Origin of the sequence: Pasteurella pantherarum (assembly GCF_049670885.1) — a bacterium.
Taxonomy (GTDB): domain Bacteria; phylum Pseudomonadota; class Gammaproteobacteria; order Enterobacterales; family Pasteurellaceae; genus Pasteurella.
This window is the reverse complement of sequence record NZ_CP187173.1, coordinates 617,349-639,633: the sequence shown is the minus strand read 5'-3', so window position 1 is coordinate 639,633 and position 22,285 is coordinate 617,349. Positions and strand designations below refer to the sequence as shown.

The 22,285-nt window shown below is 38.6% G+C and carries 19 protein-coding genes; 9 read left to right on the top strand and 10 right to left on the bottom strand.

The features are described from left to right. Nucleotides 1-136: 136 nt before the first annotated feature. The 3 genes from ACPEEM_RS03040 to ACPEEM_RS03030 are packed head-to-tail and all read right to left on the bottom strand — an operon-like array spanning nt 137 to nt 1,532. A complete protein-coding gene (locus ACPEEM_RS03040) occupies nt 137-601 on the bottom strand; it encodes a glycine zipper 2TM domain-containing protein (RefSeq protein WP_424403761.1) in 465 nt (154 codons plus the stop codon). Between the two features lie 23 nt (nt 602-624). Further along, nucleotides 625-936, bottom strand: a complete 312-nt coding sequence (locus tag ACPEEM_RS03035; protein ID WP_424403763.1) for a hypothetical protein — start codon at nt 934-936, stop codon at nt 625-627. A 5-nt stretch (nt 937-941) separates the two neighbouring features. Next, on the bottom strand, nt 942-1,532 hold the full coding sequence (locus ACPEEM_RS03030; protein WP_424407688.1) for a VOC family protein: 591 nt from the start codon (nt 1,530-1,532) through the stop codon (nt 942-944). An 85-nt stretch (nt 1,533-1,617) separates the two neighbouring features. Between ACPEEM_RS03030 and argS the strand changes: the two genes are divergently transcribed. Beyond that, on the top strand, nt 1,618-3,351 hold the full coding sequence (argS, locus tag ACPEEM_RS03025) for an arginine--tRNA ligase (RefSeq protein WP_424403767.1): 1,734 nt from the start codon (nt 1,618-1,620) through the stop codon (nt 3,349-3,351). Nucleotides 3,352-3,833: 482 nt separating this feature from the next. Here the strand turns inward: argS and mdh are convergent, their stop codons facing one another. Then, nucleotides 3,834-4,769 carry a malate dehydrogenase gene (gene mdh / locus ACPEEM_RS03020; protein ID WP_424403769.1) on the bottom strand — a complete coding sequence of 312 codons (936 nt, stop codon included), beginning with the start codon at nt 4,767-4,769 and terminating at the stop codon, nt 3,834-3,836. A gap of 214 nt (nt 4,770-4,983) precedes the next feature. Here mdh and argR point away from each other — a divergent pair, with 214 nt between their 5' ends. Both argR and ACPEEM_RS03010 read left to right on the top strand, forming a co-directional pair. Next, nucleotides 4,984-5,451 (top strand): transcriptional regulator ArgR, encoded by a 468-nt coding sequence (gene argR / locus ACPEEM_RS03015; protein WP_424403770.1) that lies wholly within the window; start codon nt 4,984-4,986, stop codon nt 5,449-5,451. Between the two features lie 29 nt (nt 5,452-5,480). Continuing rightward, the gene (locus tag ACPEEM_RS03010; RefSeq protein ID WP_424403772.1) at nt 5,481-6,368 is read left to right on the top strand and encodes a TIGR01777 family oxidoreductase; all 888 of its coding nucleotides are present in this window, start codon (nt 5,481-5,483) and stop codon (nt 6,366-6,368) included. 22 nt (nt 6,369-6,390) lie between these two features. Here the strand turns inward: ACPEEM_RS03010 and ACPEEM_RS03005 are convergent, their stop codons facing one another. The 5 genes from ACPEEM_RS03005 to proQ form a co-directional block, all read right to left on the bottom strand. Continuing rightward, nucleotides 6,391-7,020, bottom strand: coding sequence for an MBL fold metallo-hydrolase (locus ACPEEM_RS03005; RefSeq protein WP_424403774.1), 630 nt, complete (start codon nt 7,018-7,020; stop codon nt 6,391-6,393). A 74-nt stretch (nt 7,021-7,094) separates the two neighbouring features. Beyond that, the gene (locus ACPEEM_RS03000) at nt 7,095-7,655 is read right to left on the bottom strand and encodes a DUF882 domain-containing protein (protein WP_424407686.1); all 561 of its coding nucleotides are present in this window, start codon (nt 7,653-7,655) and stop codon (nt 7,095-7,097) included. Nucleotides 7,656-7,798: 143 nt separating this feature from the next. Beyond that, nucleotides 7,799-9,325 carry a L,D-transpeptidase family protein gene (locus ACPEEM_RS02995; protein WP_424405971.1) on the bottom strand — a complete coding sequence of 509 codons (1,527 nt, stop codon included), beginning with the start codon at nt 9,323-9,325 and terminating at the stop codon, nt 7,799-7,801. A gap of 68 nt (nt 9,326-9,393) precedes the next feature. After that, entirely contained in the window at nt 9,394-11,436 is a 2,043-nt protein-coding gene (prc, locus tag ACPEEM_RS02990) for a carboxy terminal-processing peptidase (RefSeq protein ID WP_424405973.1), read from the bottom strand. Between the two features lie 90 nt (nt 11,437-11,526). After that, nucleotides 11,527-12,168 carry an RNA chaperone ProQ gene (proQ, locus tag ACPEEM_RS02985; protein WP_424407684.1) on the bottom strand — a complete coding sequence of 214 codons (642 nt, stop codon included), beginning with the start codon at nt 12,166-12,168 and terminating at the stop codon, nt 11,527-11,529. Between the two features lie 233 nt (nt 12,169-12,401). Here proQ and ACPEEM_RS02980 point away from each other — a divergent pair, with 233 nt between their 5' ends. Together ACPEEM_RS02980 and ACPEEM_RS02975 are read left to right on the top strand one after the other, a co-directional pair. Next, nucleotides 12,402-13,658 carry a PqiA/YebS family transporter subunit gene (locus ACPEEM_RS02980; RefSeq protein ID WP_424407682.1) on the top strand — a complete coding sequence of 419 codons (1,257 nt, stop codon included), beginning with the start codon at nt 12,402-12,404 and terminating at the stop codon, nt 13,656-13,658. Further along, on the top strand, nt 13,636-16,296 hold the full coding sequence (locus tag ACPEEM_RS02975) for an MlaD family protein (protein WP_424405977.1): 2,661 nt from the start codon (nt 13,636-13,638) through the stop codon (nt 16,294-16,296). Before ACPEEM_RS02980 ends, ACPEEM_RS02975 begins: the two co-directional genes overlap by 23 nt. 249 nt (nt 16,297-16,545) lie before the next feature. Here the strand turns inward: ACPEEM_RS02975 and pepT are convergent, their stop codons facing one another. Further along, complete coding sequence (gene pepT, locus ACPEEM_RS02970) at nt 16,546-17,790, bottom strand: peptidase T (RefSeq protein WP_424407680.1); 1,245 nt, start codon at nt 17,788-17,790, stop codon at nt 16,546-16,548. Between the two features lie 323 nt (nt 17,791-18,113). Between pepT and potA the strand changes: the two genes are divergently transcribed. The 4 genes from potA (at nt 18,114) to ACPEEM_RS02950 (ending at nt 22,052) form a co-directional block, all read left to right on the top strand. Next, the gene (gene potA, locus ACPEEM_RS02965; protein ID WP_424403790.1) at nt 18,114-19,226 is read left to right on the top strand and encodes a spermidine/putrescine ABC transporter ATP-binding protein PotA; all 1,113 of its coding nucleotides are present in this window, start codon (nt 18,114-18,116) and stop codon (nt 19,224-19,226) included. Then, the gene (gene potB / locus ACPEEM_RS02960; RefSeq protein ID WP_424403792.1) at nt 19,216-20,070 is read left to right on the top strand and encodes a spermidine/putrescine ABC transporter permease PotB; all 855 of its coding nucleotides are present in this window, start codon (nt 19,216-19,218) and stop codon (nt 20,068-20,070) included. Before potA ends, potB begins: the two co-directional genes overlap by 11 nt. Further along, the gene (gene potC / locus ACPEEM_RS02955) at nt 20,070-20,837 is read left to right on the top strand and encodes a spermidine/putrescine ABC transporter permease PotC (protein WP_424403794.1); all 768 of its coding nucleotides are present in this window, start codon (nt 20,070-20,072) and stop codon (nt 20,835-20,837) included. Before potB ends, potC begins: the two co-directional genes overlap by 1 nt. Before the next feature lie 132 nt (nt 20,838-20,969). Continuing rightward, on the top strand, nt 20,970-22,052 hold the full coding sequence (locus tag ACPEEM_RS02950) for an extracellular solute-binding protein (RefSeq protein WP_424403796.1): 1,083 nt from the start codon (nt 20,970-20,972) through the stop codon (nt 22,050-22,052). Nucleotides 22,053-22,285 lie beyond the last annotated feature (233 nt).

Sequence of the window (22,285 nt, the reverse complement as noted above, 5' to 3'; positions counted from 1 at the left end):
AATGAAATAAAAAATCGTGCAATTCTACCATGTATTCGAGAAAAAACGACAAGGAATCTTATGATGAGATGAAAATAGATACAGATAAAAAGGCTTTCGAATAACCAAAAGCCTTTTCTCGCAAGATGAAATAAAATTATCGAATAACAGAGACGTTTAAGGTTGAACCACCCACAATACGTACTCGAGCACCTGGGACTAAACTTGGATCATACTTCTGTACAACCACAATTTCTTGTCCGTTATCTTTCTTGATAACTAATTCCAAAGAGTCCACTTGGGAAACTTTTTCTTCGACTTTGCTACCAATCACCGCACCCGCAATCGCACCGACTGTTGTGGCAATTGCTTGACCTCGACCACCACCGATGCCCGATCCTGCAATACCACCTAATACGCCGCCTCCAACAGTGCCAATAACCCCTTGATTATTCGCTTGAATTTTGACTGGACGACTAGACACAATGGTACCATAGCTAATTGAACGTGCTTCTTTCGCTTGTGTCCCTTCGTACACATTACCACTGTAAATATCTGTATTTGCACAACCAACAAGCCCAAAGCCCACTAACATGGTTAATGCGAGAGTGATTTTTTTCATACTCAATTACCTAATATCGTCAATTATAAAGGTGATCTCGGGCTAAAAGTGGAGATATTTTTTAACCCATCGCCATTGTCGGTGACACGAACACATGCACCAACAACTAATGTAGAATCATATTGATGTAACACTTGAATGTTTTCAATTGGACCGTCTGGACGTTCACAATCATTTTTACGGATGGTTAAATTGAGTTTTTCACCTTCATATGAACTAAATAAAATTTCACCACGATATCCGTTACCTTGATCATGATCATTTTGATTTTTTGAGCAAGCGACTAATCCTAAGCTTAAGACGGCTGCTAATACTAACGTTGTTGCTTTTTTCATTTTTGCTAAACCTCAATGATTGTTTTTATGTGATATGGATGAACCTTAATGCAAGTGTGATTTTGTGTTTTATCCACAAAGCTCACTGCAATTGAAGGGTTTGGCAATTGCTCACCGTCCACTTTCGGCTCACTCACTTTGACTTTTAAATTCTCTCTTTGGTTCCATAAAAATAATTGATTCACCCGCTCTACCCAATTTTCAACACTTTCATTGGATAAAAACGGAATGACAACTTCAATATGCTCCCAACTTTCGAGGGGATAATATTGATTATTTTTAGGAAATGGTAGTTCGATAATCTCGACAAATTGACCAACAAAATAAAGCGGTTGATGTAATTTGATTAAATAAATTACCCGTCCATTGACGACATTATCGCTCAAAATTGTACCGTACTTTAATAACAGTGTCAGCCAATATTTTGCATTTTCCACGCTATTCACTCTCAACGCCAAATGATCAATTTCATAACTGTCCAACCTTAAATGCATAGCTTCTGATAATTGTTTTATTTTCTGTTCAAAATCCTGAAAGTGGGCTAAAAGTGCGGTCTGTTTTTCAAATAATTCGTGAGTTTGATTAAAAGTGATCATTTTTTCTCGCTTTGACTTTTCTGAATAGGGAAAGAGCGGTATCATAACCGATTATTTTATTAATTGTCATTTAGGTATTATAACAGTGAATATTCAATCTATTCTATCTCACAAAATTCAACAAGCGATGGTTGCCGCAGGTGCTGATACGCAGGCTGATGCACTTGTTCGTCAATCTGGCAAAGTGCAATTTGGCGATTATCAAGCCAATGGCATCATGGCTGCCGCCAAAAAAGCAGGTTGCAATCCTCGTGAATTTGCTGCCAAAGTTATCGAACAATTAGATCTTACTGGTATCGCTGAAAAAGTAGAAATTGCAGGTCCTGGCTTTATTAATATCTTCTTGGATAAAAAATGGTTAGCGGAACAGGTTAATAATGCATTAAATGATGAAAAACTTGGCGTCAATACAACGGCTGCTCAAACCGTCGTGGCTGATTATTCTTCGCCCAATGTTGCCAAAGAAATGCATGTTGGCCATTTACGCTCAACCATTATCGGTGATGCGGTTGTACGCACCTTAGAATTTTTAGGTCATCATGTTATTCGTGCAAACCATGTCGGCGATTGGGGAACACAATTTGGGATGCTCATTGCCTATTTAGAAAAAATGGAAAATGAAAATGCCTCCGAAATGGAGCTCAGCGACTTAGAAGCCTTCTATCGTGCGGCAAAAGAACATTATGATACGGATGCTGAATTTGCCGAAAAAGCCCGTCATTACGTGGTGAAATTACAAAGTGGTGATGAATATTGCCGTGCTATGTGGAAAAAACTCGTTGATATCACCATGCAACAAAACCAGCAAAATTATCATCGACTCAATGTGACCTTAACGGAAAAAGATGTGATGGGCGAAAGCCTCTATAATCCGATGTTGCCTAGCATTGTGGAAGACTTGAAAAAACAAGGCTTAGCCGTGGAAGATGAAGGGGCGTTGGTGGTTTATCTTGATGAATTCAAAAACAAAGAAGGGGAAGCCATGGGCGTGATTGTCCAGAAGAAAGATGGCGGTTTCCTGTACACCACCACCGATATTGCCGCAGCCAAATACCGTTACGAAACCTTGCATGCAGATCGTGCTTTAGTGTTTTCAGACACTCGCCAAAGCCAACATATGCAACAAGCTTGGCTTATCACCCGTAAAGCAGGTTATGTGCCTGATAGTTTCCAATTAGAGCATAAAAACTTCGGTATGATGCTAGGAAAAGATGGTAAACCGTTTAAAACTCGCACAGGGGGCACAGTCAAACTGGCTGATTTACTGGATGAAGCAGTGGAACGTGCCACTCAATTAATTAACGAAAAAAGCACCGCACTTTCAGATGCAGAAAAAACGGCTGTAATTGAAGCAGTGGCGATTGGTTCTGTCAAATACGCAGATTTATCCAAAAACAGAACCACAGACTACGTTTTTGATTGGGATAATATGCTCAGTTTTGAAGGCAACACCGCACCTTATATGCAATATGCTTACACGCGAATCCGTTCGATTTTCAACCGCACGGATATTTCAGAAGCACAGTTGCAACAAGCTGACTTAACATTCAATGATGAAAAAGAGCGTGCATTAGCCATCAAATTATTACAGTTTGAAGAAGCAGTGCAAGTTGTCGCCAAAGACGGTAGCCCACATATTTTATGTACCTACCTTTACGAATTAGCAGGGATTTTCTCTTCATTCTATGAGCATTGCCCGATCCTGAACCATGAAGACGACAACGTTAAATTAAGTCGTTTGAAATTAGCGTTATTAACTGAAAAAACCCTAAAACAAGGCTTAACCTTATTAGGGATTAAAACGGTTGAAAAAATGTAAGTATTATTGGCGTGAAGTCTATCCATTTATCACAAAGGTCAGCATATTTCATGCTGACCTTTTTATTACGCCATTTTTCCATTCGCATGATCACGCACTCCCTTAAGACAACAGCCAAAAAGAAATACGCCTATTTAATCTTGTTTTAAAACTTTTTTAAAAACCACCGCACTTTAATCAATGTGATTTGATTGGAATGTATCAAAGAAGAGATTGTAATCTGTAAGATTGCATTTGAAGGGACAAAAAAAAAGTGCCTCGCAGAGGCACTACTCGGAAAGCAAAATATGTCGGCTATTTTCTAATAGCACTTGTTCTTAGTTGCTGTAAGGATAATTAAATAATCCTTATCTTGCAAATGGTTATTTTTAATAATGTGAGCTGACTCACGCTTTTTCATATATTTCTTTATTTTTCAATCAATTTAATAAAAAAAGCATTTAACAAATTGCTAAATGCTTTTTAAAAATAGGATAACTCAATTATGGATTAACAAATTTTACACCTAATTCAATATCTGCTCGTAAGGTGTCTAACATGGATTCTAAAGCCTGTTGCTCAAATGCACTTAATGGACCTAATGGCAGAAGTTCCTCAACCCCTTCTTTACCTAAACGCACCGGTTGGGAAAAGAAACGAGCATATTTTCCATCACCTTCCACATAGGTACATTCAACTACATTCTCGCCTTTTAAGCCTTTCACTAAAGAAAGGGCAAAACGTGCCGCCGCTTGTGCCATAGATAAAGTGGCCGATCCGCCACCAGCTTTGGCTTCAACCACTTCAGTGCCTGCATTTTGAATACGTTTTGTTAATGGTGCGATTTCTTCCTCTTTCCATTCAACATATTGCACTTGAGATAATAATGGCAAAATGGTCACGCCTGAATGCCCACCCACAACTGGCACCAAAGTCCGTGTTGGATCTAACCCTTTTAATTCAGAAACAAAGGTTTCTGAACGAAGAATATCTAATGTAGTAACACCAAAGAGTTTACGTTTGTCATACACCCCTGCTTTTTTCAATACTTCAGCAGCAATGGCAACGGTCGTATTCACTGGATTGGTAATGATACCAACGCAAGCTTTTGGACAAACCTGCGCCACTTTTTCCATTAAATTACGCACAATGCCTGCATTAATATTAAATAAGTCTGAGCGATCCATGCCTGGTTTACGAGCCACCCCCGCAGAAATTAGCACAACATTTGCACCTTCCAATGCGGATGTCGGATCTTCACCAGAGACCCCTTTCACCTTCACTGAGGTCGGAATATGGCTGACATCCGCTGCCACACCGGGTGTTACTGGGGCAATATCATATAATGATAATTCAGAACCTGCTGGTAATTGTAATTTCAATAATAATGCTAATGCTTGACCAATACCGCCTGCGGCACCTAGAACTGCAACTTTCATTTGCTACTCCTAATAGGTTATAAATAATTGCTAAGATTTTAAAAGGATTATTACATAAATTCAAACAGATAAATTCAATTGTGCGATCTAACTCAAACTTTCATAAAAACAACCCGCACTTTGCTTAAAAAATATGGAATCATACAGAATTCATTTGCATATTTATGCAAATTTATGCAAGATCTAGACAGTTAAGCAACAGAAGAAGGATGTTATGCAGCAAGAAAAACCAGATAATCTCGCCAACGCTTTTAAAGAATTACTTGCACAAGAACGATTTGGTTCACAAAGTGAAATTGTGCATGCGTTACAAGAATTAGGCTTTCATAATATTAACCAATCCAAAGTGTCGCGTATGCTAACCAAGTTTGGTGCCATACGCACTCGAAATACACGCATGGAAATGGTGTATTGTTTACCTAATGAATTAAGTGTGCCAAATACCAAAAGTCCCTTAAAAAATCTTGTGGTCGATATTGATTACAATGCATTTGTCATCGTCATTAAAACAACGCCAGGTGCGGCACAGCTTATTGCTCGTTTATTAGATTCCATTGGTAAAGCAGAAGGCATTTTGGGGACGATTGCCGGTGATGATACGATCTTCGTTACACCGACTCTCGGAACAGATATGCAAGAACTCATCGAAAGTATTAGGAATTTATTTAATAATTCTATCTAGCTATTTCGCCATCAAATGAGGAATTCACTATGAATATTTTTATCACAGGTGCAACAGGATTCATTGGCTCATCGTTAATTCCTCATTTAGTGTCAACACACCAAGTGACAGCATTGGTGAGAAATACCGCCCAAGCTAAAAAGCGGCTTCCCACGAAAGTGAAATTGGTTGATTCTTTATCTTCTTTTTCTAATTTTAATGACGTCGATGCCGTAATTAATTTAGCGGGTGAACCGATTTTTGATCATCGTTGGACGCCTGCACAAAAACAAAAATTGTTAACCAGTCGGGTGGCTCTCACTCAACAATTAGCACAGCTCATTAATCAAAGTCATACACCACCCACGGTTTTCATTTCTGGCTCTGCCACGGGTTATTATGGTGATCAAGGTGAAAATACAGTGAACGAAAATACACTGCCTAAAAATGGCTTTACCGCATTTCTGTGTAAACAATGGGAAGCCGCTGCCCAACAAGCCAATACCCGTGTTTGTTTAATCCGAACGGGCATAGTGATCAGCCCCAAAGGAGGGGCATTAGCAAGCATGCTACCACTTTATCGCTTCGGCTTGGGGGGAAAACTTGGAAATGGGCAACAATATTGGCCTTGGATTGCTTTAGAAGATATGCTACAAGGTATATTATTTTTACTGGAAAATCAGTCACTTCAAGGGGCATTTAATTTCACCTCCCCCCATCCTTTACCACAAGGGGAAATAAACCGTTTGTTAGGCCGTCAACTCAAACGCCCTTGTTTTGCTCATGTGCCTGCCTGTATTTTGAAATTGATGTTGGGTGAGCGATCACAACTCTTACTTGATAGCCAGAAAGTGCTTCCTCAAGCATTAATCGATGCGGGCTTTGTTTTCCAATACCCGCATTTTGAGCAAGCGTTAAAAAACGCCTTATCCAAATAAGCAATATGTTGTGAATCAGACATTAACTGACAAAAGGATTGGTTTGTTTTTCCTGTCCGATGGTGGTGTAAGGCCCATGCCCTGCTACGATGATCATATCGTCCCCTAAAGGATAAAGCTTTTCACGGATAACCTGCAATAAAGTTTGATGATCCCCACCTGGAAAGTCCGTACGTCCAATCCCTTGCTTAAATAGCACATCGCCAGTAAAGCTGATTCTTTTCTCATGTTCAATAAAACCAATATGACCAGGGGTATGGCCTGGCAAATGCAAAACTTCAAAACGAATATCACCAATTTCAATCACTTCCCCTTCTTGATCTAACCAGCGATCAGGCTCAAACGCCGCAATTTCAGGTAAGCCAAAACGTTGCGATTGTTGTGGTAATTGTTCAAACCAATAACGATCAAGGGAATGAGGTCCAATCATTGGCACATTAAAATGTTGTTTTAATTTTGGTGCAGCACCCACATGATCAAGATGACCATGGGTTAATAAAATGGTTTTTAAATTCAGTTCCAATTCGGTAATACGTGAAATCAACTTGTTTGCCTCGCCACCAGGATCGATGATGGCTGCATTTTTTTGGTCGTCCCAAATTAAGGAACAATTTTGTTGAAACGCCGTAACAGGAATAATTTCAATATTCATATTTGTTTCTCTGAAAAGCGATTAATAAGAAAACCGCACAAAAGTGCGGTCCATTTTCAAAATGTTTTGGATTATCAACTACCACGCCAAGTGCGAACTGGGCCTGTGTCCACATGAACAAAATTACTACGAGGATAATAACCGACTCCCCCATTCTGTAAATGTTCTGCCACTTGACGGACTTTCGCTAATGGTATGCCATCAATGCGGAAATCTATCGCTTGTCCACGGGTATGATAACTATTACTTGCGACACCACGGCTACGACGATGCATCGCCGCATTGCTTGCAGGCGAACGATAACCACAGATGATTTGAATTTCTGTATTCCGTAACCCTAAATGACTTTGAATACGATACAGTTTAGAAAAAAGATTAGGATCCATTCTGTGCATATGATTATTACGTTTATCACGCATTAAATAATCTAAGCGTCTTAACGCCACAGAAGAAAAACCTTTGTTTGGTAAAAATTCTGCACTGAACACATCGCCAGTATTAATATTTCTAAAACGTAAAAGACGGGGCTTGGGTGTGGAGACGGTTGCAAGTAAACTCTTTGGTAATAAAGATGCCCCTAATACAATCCCACCTAAGGATAACCATTTACGGCGTTGATGGTTAATATTGTCCATGTGTTAATTCTCTAGTGTTTTTTTCATGCCTATTTTGACCAGCATGATTGCAATTAGTTCTCAGTAAAATGTTAAACACGCTGATTCTACATATTTTCCCTTAAAAAGAAAGGGAAAATATGTATACTTTATGAAAAATCCAATTAATTTAGGTATTTTTTTACGATATTCCAATTAATATAGCTTAAATTTGGTGTTACGTCATACCCATAAATATCAGGTAATGTGTGTGTTTGACCATTGTTCACCCACATGGTCACATAATATAAAAATACGGGATTATGTGAAGAAACCGTTGCTGAGGTCGTTTTACGGCTTTGTAATACACTGCGTTTTTTCTCTTCCGACCAGCCTGCTTCTTTCAATAAAATGGTGGCTAATTGATCAGATTTTTCCACACGCACACAGCCAGAGCTTAACGCACGATCACTTTTACCAAATAACCCACGATTAGGTGTGTCATGTAAATAAATGGCATCCGAACTTGGCATATTAAATTTAAAATTCCCTAAGGCACTATCCCCTGGTGCTTGACGTAAGCGGTATGGGAATTTTTTCGCTGTCATATTTTCCCAATCGATAGTATAGGGATCAATTGTTCTGCCTTTGCCATCAATAATGGTATAACCATTGCGATAAATATAGCTCGGATCTTTACGCACTTTTGGGATAATGTCTTCATTAATTAAACGTACTGGGGCATTCCAAGGTGGATTCACGACCACATTACTTAATTTACTGTACATGACAGGGGTTTTACGGGATTTTTTCCCCACGATCACTTTTGAAGATAAAATAAGTTGACCATCACGGTAATAATCCAATTTATAGCTTGGAATATTGACAAAAAGTCCATCTTTAAACGCAGGAATCACACGTAAGCGTTGAGCATTAATGGCTAATTTATACATTTTAGATAAGGCTGCCTTATCTGAATGTTCTGCCACTGAAGCAGACAACGCTTTTAAGGTTTGTTTGTATAGCGTATTTTGTGTAGAAAGTGCGGTTAAAAATGCCGAGCCGTTATCTTGCTCCAAAGTGGTCAACCAAGCCGCAATCTGTTCTTCTGCAGGCTGTTGTGCTTTATAGTTATTGGCAGAATATAACCATTTTTGTGCGGATTTAGACACATTTTTGGTGTAATACAAATAATCCAAAAACGCATCTGTGAGGAGAACATCACGACGTAATGAGCCCTCTTCCGCTTCATCAATTTTTGCTAATGCTTGAAATGTATTTTTAGAAATGCCACTCGCCACCATTGCCGCATATTCATGTAAAAACTGGGCTTCGACGGCTTTATTTGTCCAAAGTGGCTGAAATTGCTTATCTGCATAAATTTTGGCAACAGCAGAATAAAATTGTAATGAAATATCGCCAAGGTGATTTTTCAACATCAATTCTGCTTGTGCTTGTTTTTCTGCCGCAAGGCGTGCTTCCTCCGCTTTTTGTTCAGCGGCTAATTGCTCTTCTGTCAGCTGGTTTTCCAGTGCAATTTGCTGCGTGGCTAAAGGTTCAACCTCTTGCACCACGGTTGTTGTCGTATCCACGACGGTTTGTACACTGTCTGCCTGTGCTGACGCTTGCTGATTTGCTAAAACACTTCCTGCATAGGTACAGGAAAATAAAGCCATTAACCATCCCACTTTTTGAGCATTCACTTTTAACATAGCTAAGTTCCTTAAGTTCATTAGAAAACGACCGCACTGATTAAAGTGCGGTCAAAATAAGACGTATTTTAGTTGCTTCGAGCCTGCATTTTATTTGCCTCAAACGCCACCATATCTGCCGCCATTTTTTCAGCCTCTTTTAAATAAAAATCAGGGGCTTCATAATCTTTTGGCAAATCATCTAAGTTTTTCAACGCTTTTTTGCCTTCTCGTTTAAAACGTGCATTGAGTGCTTTCAAGCGTCTTAAATCATCTTTATCGTTCTCTACTTTACGAATTTGATAATTTAATGACAAATATTTACGCTCACGGCGTTCATCTCGAATATTGAGTTCTTCTTTTAATGCAAGGAACTCGGGATCTTTTTCCATTCTTTGTTGGTGATTTTTCGCTAAATAATCCATTGCCTGACGAGCTTGTGCTACTTCAGAATAAGTCGCTGCGGGGATTTTATCCCAAGGCAATGCATTATCTTCTTTCTCCTCGCCATACTCTTTCATATCAATTGCAGGTGGGAAATCAATATCCGCTGCCACACCTTTAAGTTGCGTACTGCCACCATCAATTCGATAGAATTTTTGAATAGTATATTGAATTAAACCTAATGGTTCTTGATTAGCATCGAAAGCAAAATTTAATGAGCGGCTTTGTTGAACCGTCCCTTTCCCGAATGTGTTTTGTCCAATCACCACAGCCCGATTATAATCTTGCATGGCTGCGGCAAAAATCTCCGATGCGGATGCACTAAAACGATTAATCATCACCAATAATGGACCAGAATAAACCTGTGCATTATCAGGATCTTCATGAATACGAATACGTTGGAACGCATCACGGACTTGCACAATTGGACCATCGCTAATAAATAAACCACTTAATGCCACTGCCTCCGTTAAGGCACCACCGCCATTATCACGTAAATCAATAATTAATGATTGCACTTTTTTGGTTTTTATTTCGTTTAATAACTTACGTACATCATTGCTTAACCCGATATAAAAACTAGGGATTTTAATTGAGGCGATCTGATAACCATTCACTTTTGTGATGGTCAGTTTTGCAGCTTGATCTTCAATTCGGACTTTATCCCTCACTAAGGTGATAATTTTCGATTTTCCCCCTTTCGCAGGTTCAATCTCTAAGCGGACTTTTGTGCCTTTCTTGCCTTTAATTTTGTCCACAATATCTTCTAAACGCCAACCAATGATATCTTCAATTTCACCTGTTGCTTGCCCGACACCAATAATTTTATCGCCTGCTTTTAATTTTTTACTCCGATCCGCAGGAGCACCAGGAACTAAGGATTTAATACTCGTGCCATCATCTTCACTTTGTTGTAATGTTGCACCAATTCCCTCTAAAGAAAGATTCATGCTTTCATTAAAGCTTTTTGCAGTACGAGGGGCTAAATAGCTAGTATGAGGATCAATTTCTCTTGCAAAAGCATTGAGATATACTTGAACAATATCATCGGCTTTTGTCTGAGTTAGACGGCGAATGGCTAAATCATAGCGTTTAGTCAATTTCTTTTTAATTTCAGACCATTTTTTATCTTTTAACTTGAGGTTGATCACATCATTTTTGACGCGTTGTTGCCAAAGTGCATCTAATTCAGCTTGATCTTTTGGCCAAGGTGCTTTTTCTCGATCAATTTCAATTTGCTCATTGCCCGCTAAGTTAGGTTCTTTATCTAACAAAGAAAGGGCATATTGATAACGTTCATAACGTCTTTTCATCATCAATTCATACATGTCAAAGGCAATATCTAAATTCCCTTCGTTAAGTGCATCATCAAGCTTATTGGCAAATTTTGCACGCATTTCGTCGACATCAGACTTTAAAAACAAATTGCGATTAAAATCTAACGACTTCAAATAACGGTCAAAAATTTTCTCTGAAAATACATCATCCAACTGAAACTTGCGGTAATGACTTTGTGTCAATCTTGTTGCGGCTCGCTTAGTGGCTAACTGATTTTCTTCTGAAGGTTGTGGAATAACAATATCACTTTGTTTAAGTTTAGGTTGGACAGCCTCTACAACAGGAATATTTAAAAAGAAAGCCCCTAATAAAAGATAGGTTAAGTAGCTTTTGGTTTTACTAAATGCCATTTAGATGTTCCTAAAAAGAAAAGACAATAGATACGCTATTGCATGAATTTAATAGATGAATGCCATCAATTAAGATGGCATTGATAATAGTTATGAAAATAAACGGTCTGCCGTCACACTGATCACTAAACCATTTTCTAATTCAACACGGGCTAATTCTTTTACGCTATCTAAAAAAATAGCATTTTTCGCATGCTCTCCAACTTTCACTTTCACTTTATCACCTTTTTGTAACTGTGCCATATCTACAGCATTTAAAGCCACTTTAGGTTTACGAGGTGCTTTGGTTTTTACCCCTGTTTTTTTATCTTTAATTTGTGTTTGTGCAGTTTTGTTATTTGGACGACGTGTTGAACGTTTCTTTTCGGGATTCGCTGCATTTTCTGCCGCACGTTTCTCAGCCACTTTGGCTTTCGCTTCGGCTAATTGTGTTGCTGCATGTTGTGCATGTTCTTCTTCTAATACGCCACAAGGATTGCCTTGTAAATCTACACGCTCTGCCCCAACTTTACAGCCATGCAAATAACGCCAGTTAGAGGTATACGCACGTAATGCTTGGCGTAATTGTGTTTTACTTACACGTTCATCTTCTTGTAATGCTTCTGCTAAATCTTGAAAGACACCAATTTTAAGTGGCTTTGCTTCCCCCGCCAATGAAAAACAAAGTGGAAACTTTTCCACTAAATAGGCAATAATTTCTTTATTATTTGTTAATTTTTGAGCTTCTGTCATTGCTAGTTCCTGCATGTCAATTTTTATAGAAAAAAACTCAATATAGTTTAGCTCACTTTCAGAAAAAATGACAATTATATAATCAAATAAATACGTTAATTTACGTTTCTAAACAAAAACGAAAGCCTGTATTTAATCCATTTGTTAATTTTTTATAAATATTTCCAAATGATTTTAGACAAGCTAGAATATAAGCTTTATCTTGCACCTCTACTTATTGAGATAAACGTTACATGATGAAACAACCTGATCCAACACCAACTCACGAATTTAGCTGTTGTGCTGATTGCAATGCGGTGGTTTCAATCCCAATATTGCAAAATAAACAATTTGCAGCTTGTCCTCGTTGTCATCATGTTCTCCGTTCTAGCGATCGTTGGAATTTACACCGCTGTGCCATGATTGCCCTTTCTATTCTCATTTTAATGCCGTTTGCGTTAAATTATCCACTATTAAGTATTGAATTATTAGGGGTGAAAATTGATGCCTCTGTTTGGGGTGGCGTATGGAAAATGGCTACGCAAGGGTATCCCTACACGGCGTTTTTAGTGTTCATTTGTGCCGTATTTATGCCGATTTCTTTTGCACTATTGGTGATACTTTTACGCCTATCGCAATTAATGAAAATTAAACCTCGCCACTTACTGATTGCACTGACATATATCAAACCTTGGGTGATGTTTGATGTTTACCTTGTTGCACTAGGGGTCACCATTTTTAAAGTGCGGGAATATGCCAGTTTACATGTGGATGTGTATTTGATTGCCTTTGTCTTTACCGCACTGTTAACCACTCTCCTTTTTATTAAATTAAACCCGAAAGAATTGTGGTGCGATTTTTATCCCGAACATAAACCCTTGACACAAATCTCGTCGGTTTATCGACCGCACTTTTGTACAGAATGCCAATATACCTTTGCAAAAGCCTCACAAGATCGTAAAAAACGGGCTATTTGTCCTCGTTGCCATTCTTTTTTACATCATTCCCCCGAGATTCGTTTACAACGGACATGGGCAACCTTACTTGCAGGGATTATTATGATTTTCCCTGCTAACTTATTGCCGATGTCAATTGTTTATCTCAATGGTGCCCCCACTGCAGACACCTTAATGTCTGGGGTCATCAGTTTTATGGAGATGGGGAGCTATTTCATTGCCTTTATTGTATTTATGGCGAGTATTTTTGTGCCTATCAGTAAGATTTTGATTATGCTTTATTTACTGATTTGTGTGCATTTTGAATTACGCCATTCTATCAAATGGCAAATGCGTTTATTACACTTCGTCCACTTTGTGGGGCGTTGGTCCATGCTAGATTTATTTGTACTAGCCTTAATGATGTCTTTAGTTACCCGTGGGCAAATTATTGATTTTTCAGTAGGTCCTGCGGCATTTTACTTCGGCATCGCAGTATTTTTAACCATGATATCGACCTCACAATTTGATAGTCGACTTATTTGGAATATTTATGACAAAGAACAAACAAAATAATGTAGCCAAAAAGCTTTATCACGAAGCTCAAGCAAACCTTAAACAAGTCAAACGCATTTCGCCATTTTGGTTATTGCCTTTTATTGCACTTTGTATTGGGGCGATTTTGTTTTTCCAAATCGTGCAAGAACAAGGGCAATCTATTCGTATTACCTTTGCCAATGGTGAAGGGATCGTTGCAGGGAAAACTCAAGTGCGTTATCAAGGCTTGCAAATTGGGGTGGTTAAAAAAGTCAATTTCACCAATGATTTAAAACAAGTTGAAGTGCTTGCGAATATTTACCCTGAAGCCAAAAGTGTCTTGCGTGAAAATACTAAATTTTGGCTTGTCAAACCCAGTGCATCTTTAGCTGGGATTTCAGGAATTGATGCCTTAGTTTCAGGGAATTACATCACCTTACAACCGGGTGATGGGGATACTGAAGACGAGTTTGTGGCTGAAACCGAAGGCCCGATTGCCCAAGTGGACGATGGCGATTTATTGATTCACTTAATTGCCGATGATTTAGGCTCAATTTCCATTGGGGCGTCGGTGTATTTCAAGAAATTGCCAGTAGGGAAAATTTATGATCATCGCTTGATTGAAAATGGCAAAAAGGTTTCGATTGATGTCGTGATCGACAAAGCTTATGCTCATTTTGTGAAAAAAGACAGCCATTTCTGGAATATTAGCGGCATCAATGCAGAAATTGGCTTATCTGGCATTAATATTAATGTCGACAGCTTAAATGCGGTGGTACAAGGTGCGGTGTCTTTTGATTCGCCAAATGAAAGCGAACCAGCCAACTACAACACCAGCTTTACGCTTTATTCTAATTTCCAAGCGGCTAAACGGGGCACTGCTATTGATATTCGCTTACCTGCCGATATTGATTTACCCGTTGGGCAAACCGCAGTTTATTACCAAAATAAAGAAATTGGCATTTTATCCGAACTGCATCTCGTGGAAAATGGGCAATCCTTGCGTAAAGGTGTGTTACTGGTTGACCCCGCAATGAGCCATGTATTTAAAACACATTCCAATATCGTATTACGCAATAAAAAGACGAAGCTTGGCGACTTGGCTAACTTACAAAATCTGTTCCGAGGGGAATATTTTGAAGTTATTGCAGGTTATGGTGAGCCACAAAAACACTTTGATGTCATCAAAGAAAATGAACTGTTGTTACAACAACCCAATACGTTGGTATTAACCCTCACCGCACCAGAAAACTACGGTGTCAGCGAAGGGCAACCACTTTACTATAACAACATTACGATTGGTGAAGTCATTGAACAAAACCTTGATATTGATGGCGTTCGTTTTAAAGTCGCCATTACTGAAAAATACCGTCATTTAATCCACCAAGACACCCATTTTATTGCCGCTTCACATTTTGATATTAATTTAGATGTGAATGGATTGCGTTTTGAAGCCGCCTCACCAGAAAAATGGTTGCAAGGGGGCATTCGTGTGATGGCAGGCAAGGAAAATCAAGGAGAAGCAAAAACCAGTTATCCGTTATACAAAGACATCAGCAGTGCAGAAGCGGGGATTACCCATGGTAAAGTCTCTGCCACAACCACCTTAACAACCTCAAGGCTGCCAAGTATTAACCAAGGTTCACTGGTGCTTTATCGTCAATATGAAGTGGGGAAAGTGTTAGAAATTCGTCCAAAGCGTGATCATTTTGAAGTGGATCTGTTTATTTATCCAAAACACCAACATTTACTGACCAATAAAACGGTTTTTTGGGTAGAAAGTGCGGCTCAAATTGATATCACGCCGAAAGGCATCAGCATTCAAGCCACGCCTATCGCCCGCTCATTGAAAGGGGCAATTAGTTTTGACAATACAGGATATGGTAAAAATAACGTGCTTTACCCCAATGAATTGCGGGCAAAATCTTCAGGTCAACAGCTGACCTTTACCACAGATGATGCCACTAACTTAAGTAAAGGCATGAGCTTACGTTATTTAGGATTAACCATCGGCGAAATTGACAGTATTCAATTGGAAGCGAAAACCCAGAAAATTGTGGCAAAAGCATTAATTAATCCACAATATATGGCATTAGTGGCAAAAGAAGGCAGTAAATTTAAACTCATCTCACCACAAATTTCTGCTGGTGGCATTGAAAATTTAGAGAGTTTATTACAGCCTTATATTGATGTGGAGATTGGTCAAGGTAAAGCCAAAACTCAATTTACGCTCTTGCAATCTGTTCCAAATAATAAATACACCCAAGGTTTCCCACTCGTGCTAGAAACCCATGATGCATTAAATATTACAGCAGGTTCACCGATTTTATATCGAGGCGTTGAGGTAGGCACGATCAAAAAGCTAGAACTTAACCCATTAGGTGATCGTGTTTTTGTGCATATTCTGATTGCTCAAAAACACAAACATTTAGTAAGACAAAATTCAGAATTCTGGATCGCCGCAGGTTATGACTTCAATTTTACGTTGAAAGGTGCAGAAGTGAATACGGGATCTGTCCAACAATTCTTAAAAGGTGGCATTGCATTTTCAACCCCTTCTGGCACGGTTATCCAGCCAGCGGCGAAAGAAAATCAACATTTCTTATTGCAAATAAAACGCCCTGCGGAAGCGAAACAATGGCATTCAGGTGCGTTGCCGAAAGAAGGGAATCCTTAAAACTTTCAAAAAAAAGACCGCACTTAAAAGGAAGTGCGGTTCTTCATACTGTAAGAGTATCAGTTAAACTGATTCAGTTTATGAATAAAATCTTTAAAGTTTAGCTGTACCAAAGTTGAAAACTCAGGTAACGAAACGATTCTATGAAAAAACAAAATTAAATGCAAACTAAAAAACTGACAATAATTTTAAATCATTTACAATAGACGAAAAAATCGTCAATTTTTTGTCAAAAATACTTAAATATCGTTATTTTTCAATCATTGCCAAATTTGCAATATTTACAATTACCTTAACGGTATTTTGCATCCCTTCCAATGTGATCAGCTCATGCTTACTATGGAAATTATAGCCCCCTGTAAAAATATTTGGACAAGCAATCCCATTTGCTGCTAACCAAGCCCCGTCTGTTCCACCTCGAATGGCTTTATGCAAAGGCATAATCCCACATTTTTGCATCGCCTGATCAGCCAACTGCACCGCTCGTGGTACTTTTTTGACCATGGTGTACATATTTCGATAACTCTCTGAAATATCAACGGAAATAGGTTTTTTCAGGGCTTTTTTCTGATTAAAATCAGCTACTAATTGCTGAATAAAGCGTTTACGATATTCAAAATTTTCCTGATCAAAATCTCGAATCAAATAATGTAGCTCGACTTTTTCAATATCCCCCGAAAAACGTGCTAAATGATAAAATCCTTCTTTTCCTTCTGTCTTTTCAGGGGTTTCATCGGGCGGAAAACCTTGTTGAAATTCACAGGCTAACGTCAAGGCATTCACCAATTTATCCTTCGCCGCCCCCGTATGAATATTCGTTCCCTCAATAGTGACAACAGCACTAGCAGCATTGAAGTTCTCATATTCCAATTCCCCGACTTCACCACCATCAATGGTATACGCCCAATCACATTTAAATTGTTCAAGCGGGAAAAATTGCATACCTAGCCCAATTTCCTCATCAGGTGTGAAAGCCACGCGAATATTACAATGTGGCAATTCCCCCTCTTTTAGCACAGCAAGTGCGGTCATAATTTCTGCAATTCCTGCTTTGTTGTCTGCCCCAAGCAACGTATTGCCATCTGCGACAATCAAGGTTTTTCCCACCAATTGATGTAAAAAATGATAATGTGCGGGACTAATAAATTCATTACCGACCCCCAAAGCAATATCGCCACCACGGTAATTTTCTATCACCTCAGCTTGTACATTTTTACCGCAGCATTCCGTCGCCGTGTCTAAATGGGCTATCAAACCAATGGTTGGGGCATCTGGGGAGATATTCGAAGGCAAAAAAGCCGTGACAACTGCATGTTTTGAGATTTCAATATTCTCTAATCCAAGGGCAAATAATTCTTGCTGTAAATGTCTAGCCAGTTTCAACTGCCCGACAGAACTCGGCGACGTTTTCGCCCCTATTTTTGCTTGCGTGTCATAGGTCGTATAATGTAAAAAACGTTCAAGTAATTGATATTGATGAGTGTTTGTAAGCATGATGAAATGTCTCTTTCAAAAAAGATATCTCAGTTTAATGATAAAGTTGCCCTTATATCTTGATATATCACAACTTTTTTTCAGATTTTAAGAAAATACTTTTGACTATTCTTTTTAAATTTTCAATCTTAGCCTTTTCTTTTTCATTGCAAAAATCCAGCCGCTTTCATTCCGATTTTTTTTATAAAATCCCTTTTAATTCTGAAGTAATCGCTATATCATTAGCATTTCTTTTTATCGTCACCGCCCGCAGTGTGTCTGTCGGCATTTTGCTTCTACTCAATACCTTGAAAATAGGTACATTAGGGAGAAAACCAAAGCTAGTGGAAAGTCCAGTTCAAAACAAGCCAATTATTGAGCTTCGTTCTATTACAAAATCTTACGGCAATAAAACCATCATTGAAAATTTCAATTTAACGATTAATAATGGTGAATTCTTGACCATTCTTGGTCCTTCAGGTTGTGGTAAAACAACCGTTTTACGTTTGCTTGCGGGTTTAGAAGAATTAGATTCAGGTCATATTATTCTTGACGGCGAAGATATCACCGATGTTCCTGCTGAACAACGTCACGTCAATACCGTATTCCAAAGTTATGCCCTCTTTCCACATATGACAATTTTTGAAAATGTGGCCTTTGGCTTACGTATGCAAAAAGTACCTAACCACGAAATCAAACCTCGTGTACTTGAAGCCTTGCGTATGGTGCAATTAGAAGAATACGCAGAAAGTAAACCAGCCCAACTTTCAGGTGGTCAACAACAACGTATTGCCATTGCTCGTGCCGTGGTGAATAAACCTAAAGTGCTTTTGCTTGATGAATCTCTTTCAGCCCTAGACTATAAATTACGTAAACAAATGCAAAATGAATTGAAAGTGTTACAACGTAAATTAGGGATCACCTTTGTCTTTGTCACACATGATCAAGAAGAAGCATTAACCATGTCAGATCGCATTATTGTGTTACGTAAAGGTCATATTCAACAAGACGGTACGCCTCGTGAAATTTATGAAGAACCGAAAAACTTATTCGTTGCGAAATTCATCGGTGAAATTAACGTGTTTGATGCCACGGTGATACAACGTATTGATGAGAAACGAGTAAAAGCCAATGTTGAAGGCAGAATTTGTGATATTTATACCGCACTTAATGTGGTTGAAAATCAGAAATTGAAAGTATTATTGCGTCCAGAAGATATTGTGATTGAAGAACTTGATGAAAATGAAAGTTCAAAAGCCATTGTTGGTCATGTTAGCGATCGTAACTATAAGGGAATGACATTAGAATCAAATATCACCCTTGATCACAACGGCATGAATGTACTGGTGAGCGAATTTTTTAATGAAGACGATCCAAATATCGATCACTCTTTAGGTCAAAAAGTGGCATTAACATGGCACGAAGGCTGGGAGGTTGTGCTGAGCGATGAAGAATAACCTATTCCAAAAATCAACCATTGCCATGATTTTTGGCTGGATGATTTTCTTAGTTTTTGTACCGAATGTTTTGGTGCTCACCGTGAGTTTTCTCACGAGAGACGGCAGCAATTTTTACGCCTTACCCTTTACATTAGAAAACTATACACGTTTATTTGAACCCTTATATGCTCAAGTAGTCTGGAATTCCTTGTATATGTCGGGTTTGGCGACCATTGTGTGCTTATTGATTGGCTATCCATTCGCTTTTCTGCTCACAAAAATTAACCCGAAATATCGCCCATTCTTACTCTTTTTAGTGGTGTTGCCGTTCTGGACGAACTCTCTAATCCGGATTTATGGCATGAAAATTTTCTTAGGGGTGAAAGGGATTTTAAACAGTACATTAATGTCTATTGGCATCATTGATGAACCTATTCGCATCTTAAATACGGAAGTTGCCGTTATTATTGGCTTAGTGTATTTGCTCCTTCCGTTTATGATTCTGCCACTTTATGCCACAATTGAAAAATTGGATCACCGTTTGCTTGAAGCAGCAAAAGACTTAGGGGCAAATGCTTTCCAACGTTTTATTAAAGTGATTATTCCCCTCACCATGCCGGGCATTATTGCAGGTTGCTTGCTTGTGCTATTACCTGCCATGGGGATGTTCTATGTTGCAGACTTATTAGGTGGTGCAAAAGTCTTGTTAGTGGGTAACGTGATTAAGAGTGAATTCTTAATTTCGCGTAACTGGCCATTTGGTTCTGCAATTAGTATTGGTTTAACCCTCTTAATGGCATTGCTCATTTTTGTGTATTACAGAGCAAGTAAATTAATGAATAAGAAAATGGAGTTGGAATAATGAGCCGTTTGCTACGTAATATCTTTATGTTTGTGGTATACGCTTATTTGTATATCCCAATTATCATTCTTGTTACCAATTCATTTAATGATGATCGTTACGGTTTAACGTGGAAAGGCTTTAGCTGGAAATGGTACGAACGTTTATTTAACAACGATACCTTGATCCAAGCGGCGATTCATTCCGTCACCATTGCCTTTTTTGCTGCAACCTTTGCCACCATCATCGGTGGATTAACCGCTATCGCACTTTATCGCTATCGTTTCCGTGGAAAACAGGCTGTGAGTGGTATGTTGTTTATCGTTATGATGTCGCCAGATATCGTAATGGCAGTATCACTATTGGCGTTATTTATGATTGTGGGGATCAATTTAGGTTTCTGGTCATTATTATTGGCACACATTACTTTCTGCTTACCTTATGTGGTTGTGACCATTTTCTCAAGACTGAAAGGCTTTGATGCGAAAATGCTTGAGGCAGCAAAAGATTTGGGTGCGGGTGAAATTACGATTTTACGAAAAATCATCTTCCCACTTGCGTTACCAGCCATTATTTCAGGTTGGTTATTGAGCTTTACCATTTCATTAGATGATGTTGTGGTGTCCTCTTTTGTCAGTGGTGTAAGTTATGAAATTTTACCATTAAAAATCTTCTCATTAGTGAAAACAGGTGTAACACCAGAAGTGAATGCATTGGCGACTATCATGATCGTCTTGTCTTTATTCCTCGTGGTATTAAGCCAAGTTATCGCAAGAAAAGAGAAATAATCCTGACGGGAAAATAATACTTCACAAATCAGTGAATACAAAATAGAATACGCCTTGCCTTGATTGACAAGGCGTTTTTTTATCCCTCTCAACATGAGAGTCTTTTTACCCCTTAACCGGAGAATGATAGAAATGAAAAAATTTGCGGGTCTTTTCACTGCTGGAATGATCGCTGTTGCACTCGCAGGCTGTAATGAAAAAGAGAAAGCAGCAGACACCACAAAAGCGCCTGAAGTAAAAAATGACACAGTTTACCTCTATACCTGGACTGAATATGTGCCAGATGGTTTATTAGACGAGTTCACGAAAGAAACTGGCATTAAAGTGATCGTTTCAAGCTTAGAATCAAACGAAACGATGTATGCCAAATTAAAGACTCAAGGTGAAACTGGTGGCTATGATGTGATTGCACCATCAAACTACTTCGTCTCTAAAATGAGCCGTGAAGGTATGCTTAAAGAGCTAGACCATAGCAAATTACCTGTTATCAAAGAGTTAAACCCAGATTGGTTAAACAAACCTTACGATAAAGGCAACAAATACTCATTACCACAACTTTTAGGTGCACCAGGTATTGCATTTAATACCAACACCTATCAAGGTGAAAATTTCACTTCATGGGCAGACTTATGGAAACCTGAATTCAAAGGTAAAGTTCAATTACTTGATGATGCACGTGAAGTCTTCAATATTGCGTTGTTAAAATTAGGACAAGATCCGAATACTCAAGATCCTGCTATCATTAAACAAGCTTATGAAGAATTATTAAAATTACGTCCAAACGTATTGTCTTTCAATTCTGACAACCCAGCAAATGCCTTCATTTCAAATGAAGTTGAGTTAGGTCAATTATGGAATGGTTCAGTACGTATTGCGAAAAAAGAACAAGCACCATTAAACATGGTATTCCCGAAAGAAGGGCCTGTACTTTGGGTAGATACTTTAGCGATTCCATCTAATTCTAAAAATCCAGATGGGGCACATAAATTAATTAACTATTTATTAAGTGCTAAAGTTTCCGCTCAATTAACAGAAGAAATTGGTTACCCAACCTCTAACCTTGAAGCATTAAAACTGCTTCCAGCAGAAATCACACAAGATCCTGCTATCTATCCAACAGCTGAAATCCTACAAAACAGCTACTGGCAAGATGATGTTGGTGATGCGGTTCAATATTACGAGCAATATTACCAAGAATTAAAAGCTGCGAAATAATCTTTTTCGGCATATCATATTCAAAAGTGCGGTAAAAATTTTTATTTTTTCACCGCACTTTTCTCTTTTTTTCCTTCCCTTTTCCTTGCTTGGTTTAAATGCATTTTTAAGCAAAAATTTTATATAACAATTCATTTACAACCAACCTATTCTAGCCTAAAATCGCCTTTGTCCGTATCCATTCGGCATCTTCAGGTTGGTAAACGCAATCGTTTAACCAACATCTTTTTCAC

What these genes read in the sequence shown, in the direction of transcription:
- ACPEEM_RS03040 (WP_424403761.1), bottom strand. Translation starts at nt 601, where the DNA reads ATGAAAAAAATCACTCTCGCATTAACCATGTTAGTGGGCTTTGGGCTT.
- ACPEEM_RS03035 (WP_424403763.1), bottom strand. Translation starts at nt 936, where the DNA reads ATGAAAAAAGCAACAACGTTAGTATTAGCAGCCGTCTTAAGCTTAGGA.
- ACPEEM_RS03030 (WP_424407688.1), bottom strand. Translation starts at nt 1,532, where the DNA reads ATGATCACTTTTAATCAAACTCACGAATTATTTGAAAAACAGACCGCA.
- mdh (WP_424403769.1), bottom strand. Translation starts at nt 4,769, where the DNA reads ATGAAAGTTGCAGTTCTAGGTGCCGCAGGCGGTATTGGTCAAGCATTA.
- argR (WP_424403770.1), top strand. Translation starts at nt 4,984, where the DNA reads ATGCAGCAAGAAAAACCAGATAATCTCGCCAACGCTTTTAAAGAATTA.
- ACPEEM_RS03010 (WP_424403772.1), top strand. Translation starts at nt 5,481, where the DNA reads ATGAATATTTTTATCACAGGTGCAACAGGATTCATTGGCTCATCGTTA.
- ACPEEM_RS03005 (WP_424403774.1), bottom strand. Translation starts at nt 7,020, where the DNA reads ATGAATATTGAAATTATTCCTGTTACGGCGTTTCAACAAAATTGTTCC.
- ACPEEM_RS03000 (WP_424407686.1), bottom strand. Translation starts at nt 7,655, where the DNA reads ATGGACAATATTAACCATCAACGCCGTAAATGGTTATCCTTAGGTGGG.
- ACPEEM_RS02995 (WP_424405971.1), bottom strand. Translation starts at nt 9,325, where the DNA reads ATGTTAAAAGTGAATGCTCAAAAAGTGGGATGGTTAATGGCTTTATTT.
- prc (WP_424405973.1), bottom strand. Translation starts at nt 11,436, where the DNA reads ATGGCATTTAGTAAAACCAAAAGCTACTTAACCTATCTTTTATTAGGG.
- proQ (WP_424407684.1), bottom strand. Translation starts at nt 12,168, where the DNA reads ATGACAGAAGCTCAAAAATTAACAAATAATAAAGAAATTATTGCCTAT.
- ACPEEM_RS02980 (WP_424407682.1), top strand. Translation starts at nt 12,402, where the DNA reads ATGATGAAACAACCTGATCCAACACCAACTCACGAATTTAGCTGTTGT.
- ACPEEM_RS02975 (WP_424405977.1), top strand. Translation starts at nt 13,636, where the DNA reads ATGACAAAGAACAAACAAAATAATGTAGCCAAAAAGCTTTATCACGAA.
- pepT (WP_424407680.1), bottom strand. Translation starts at nt 17,790, where the DNA reads ATGCTTACAAACACTCATCAATATCAATTACTTGAACGTTTTTTACAT.
- potB (WP_424403792.1), top strand. Translation starts at nt 19,216, where the DNA reads ATGAAGAATAACCTATTCCAAAAATCAACCATTGCCATGATTTTTGGC.
- potC (WP_424403794.1), top strand. Translation starts at nt 20,070, where the DNA reads ATGAGCCGTTTGCTACGTAATATCTTTATGTTTGTGGTATACGCTTAT.
- ACPEEM_RS02950 (WP_424403796.1), top strand. Translation starts at nt 20,970, where the DNA reads ATGAAAAAATTTGCGGGTCTTTTCACTGCTGGAATGATCGCTGTTGCA.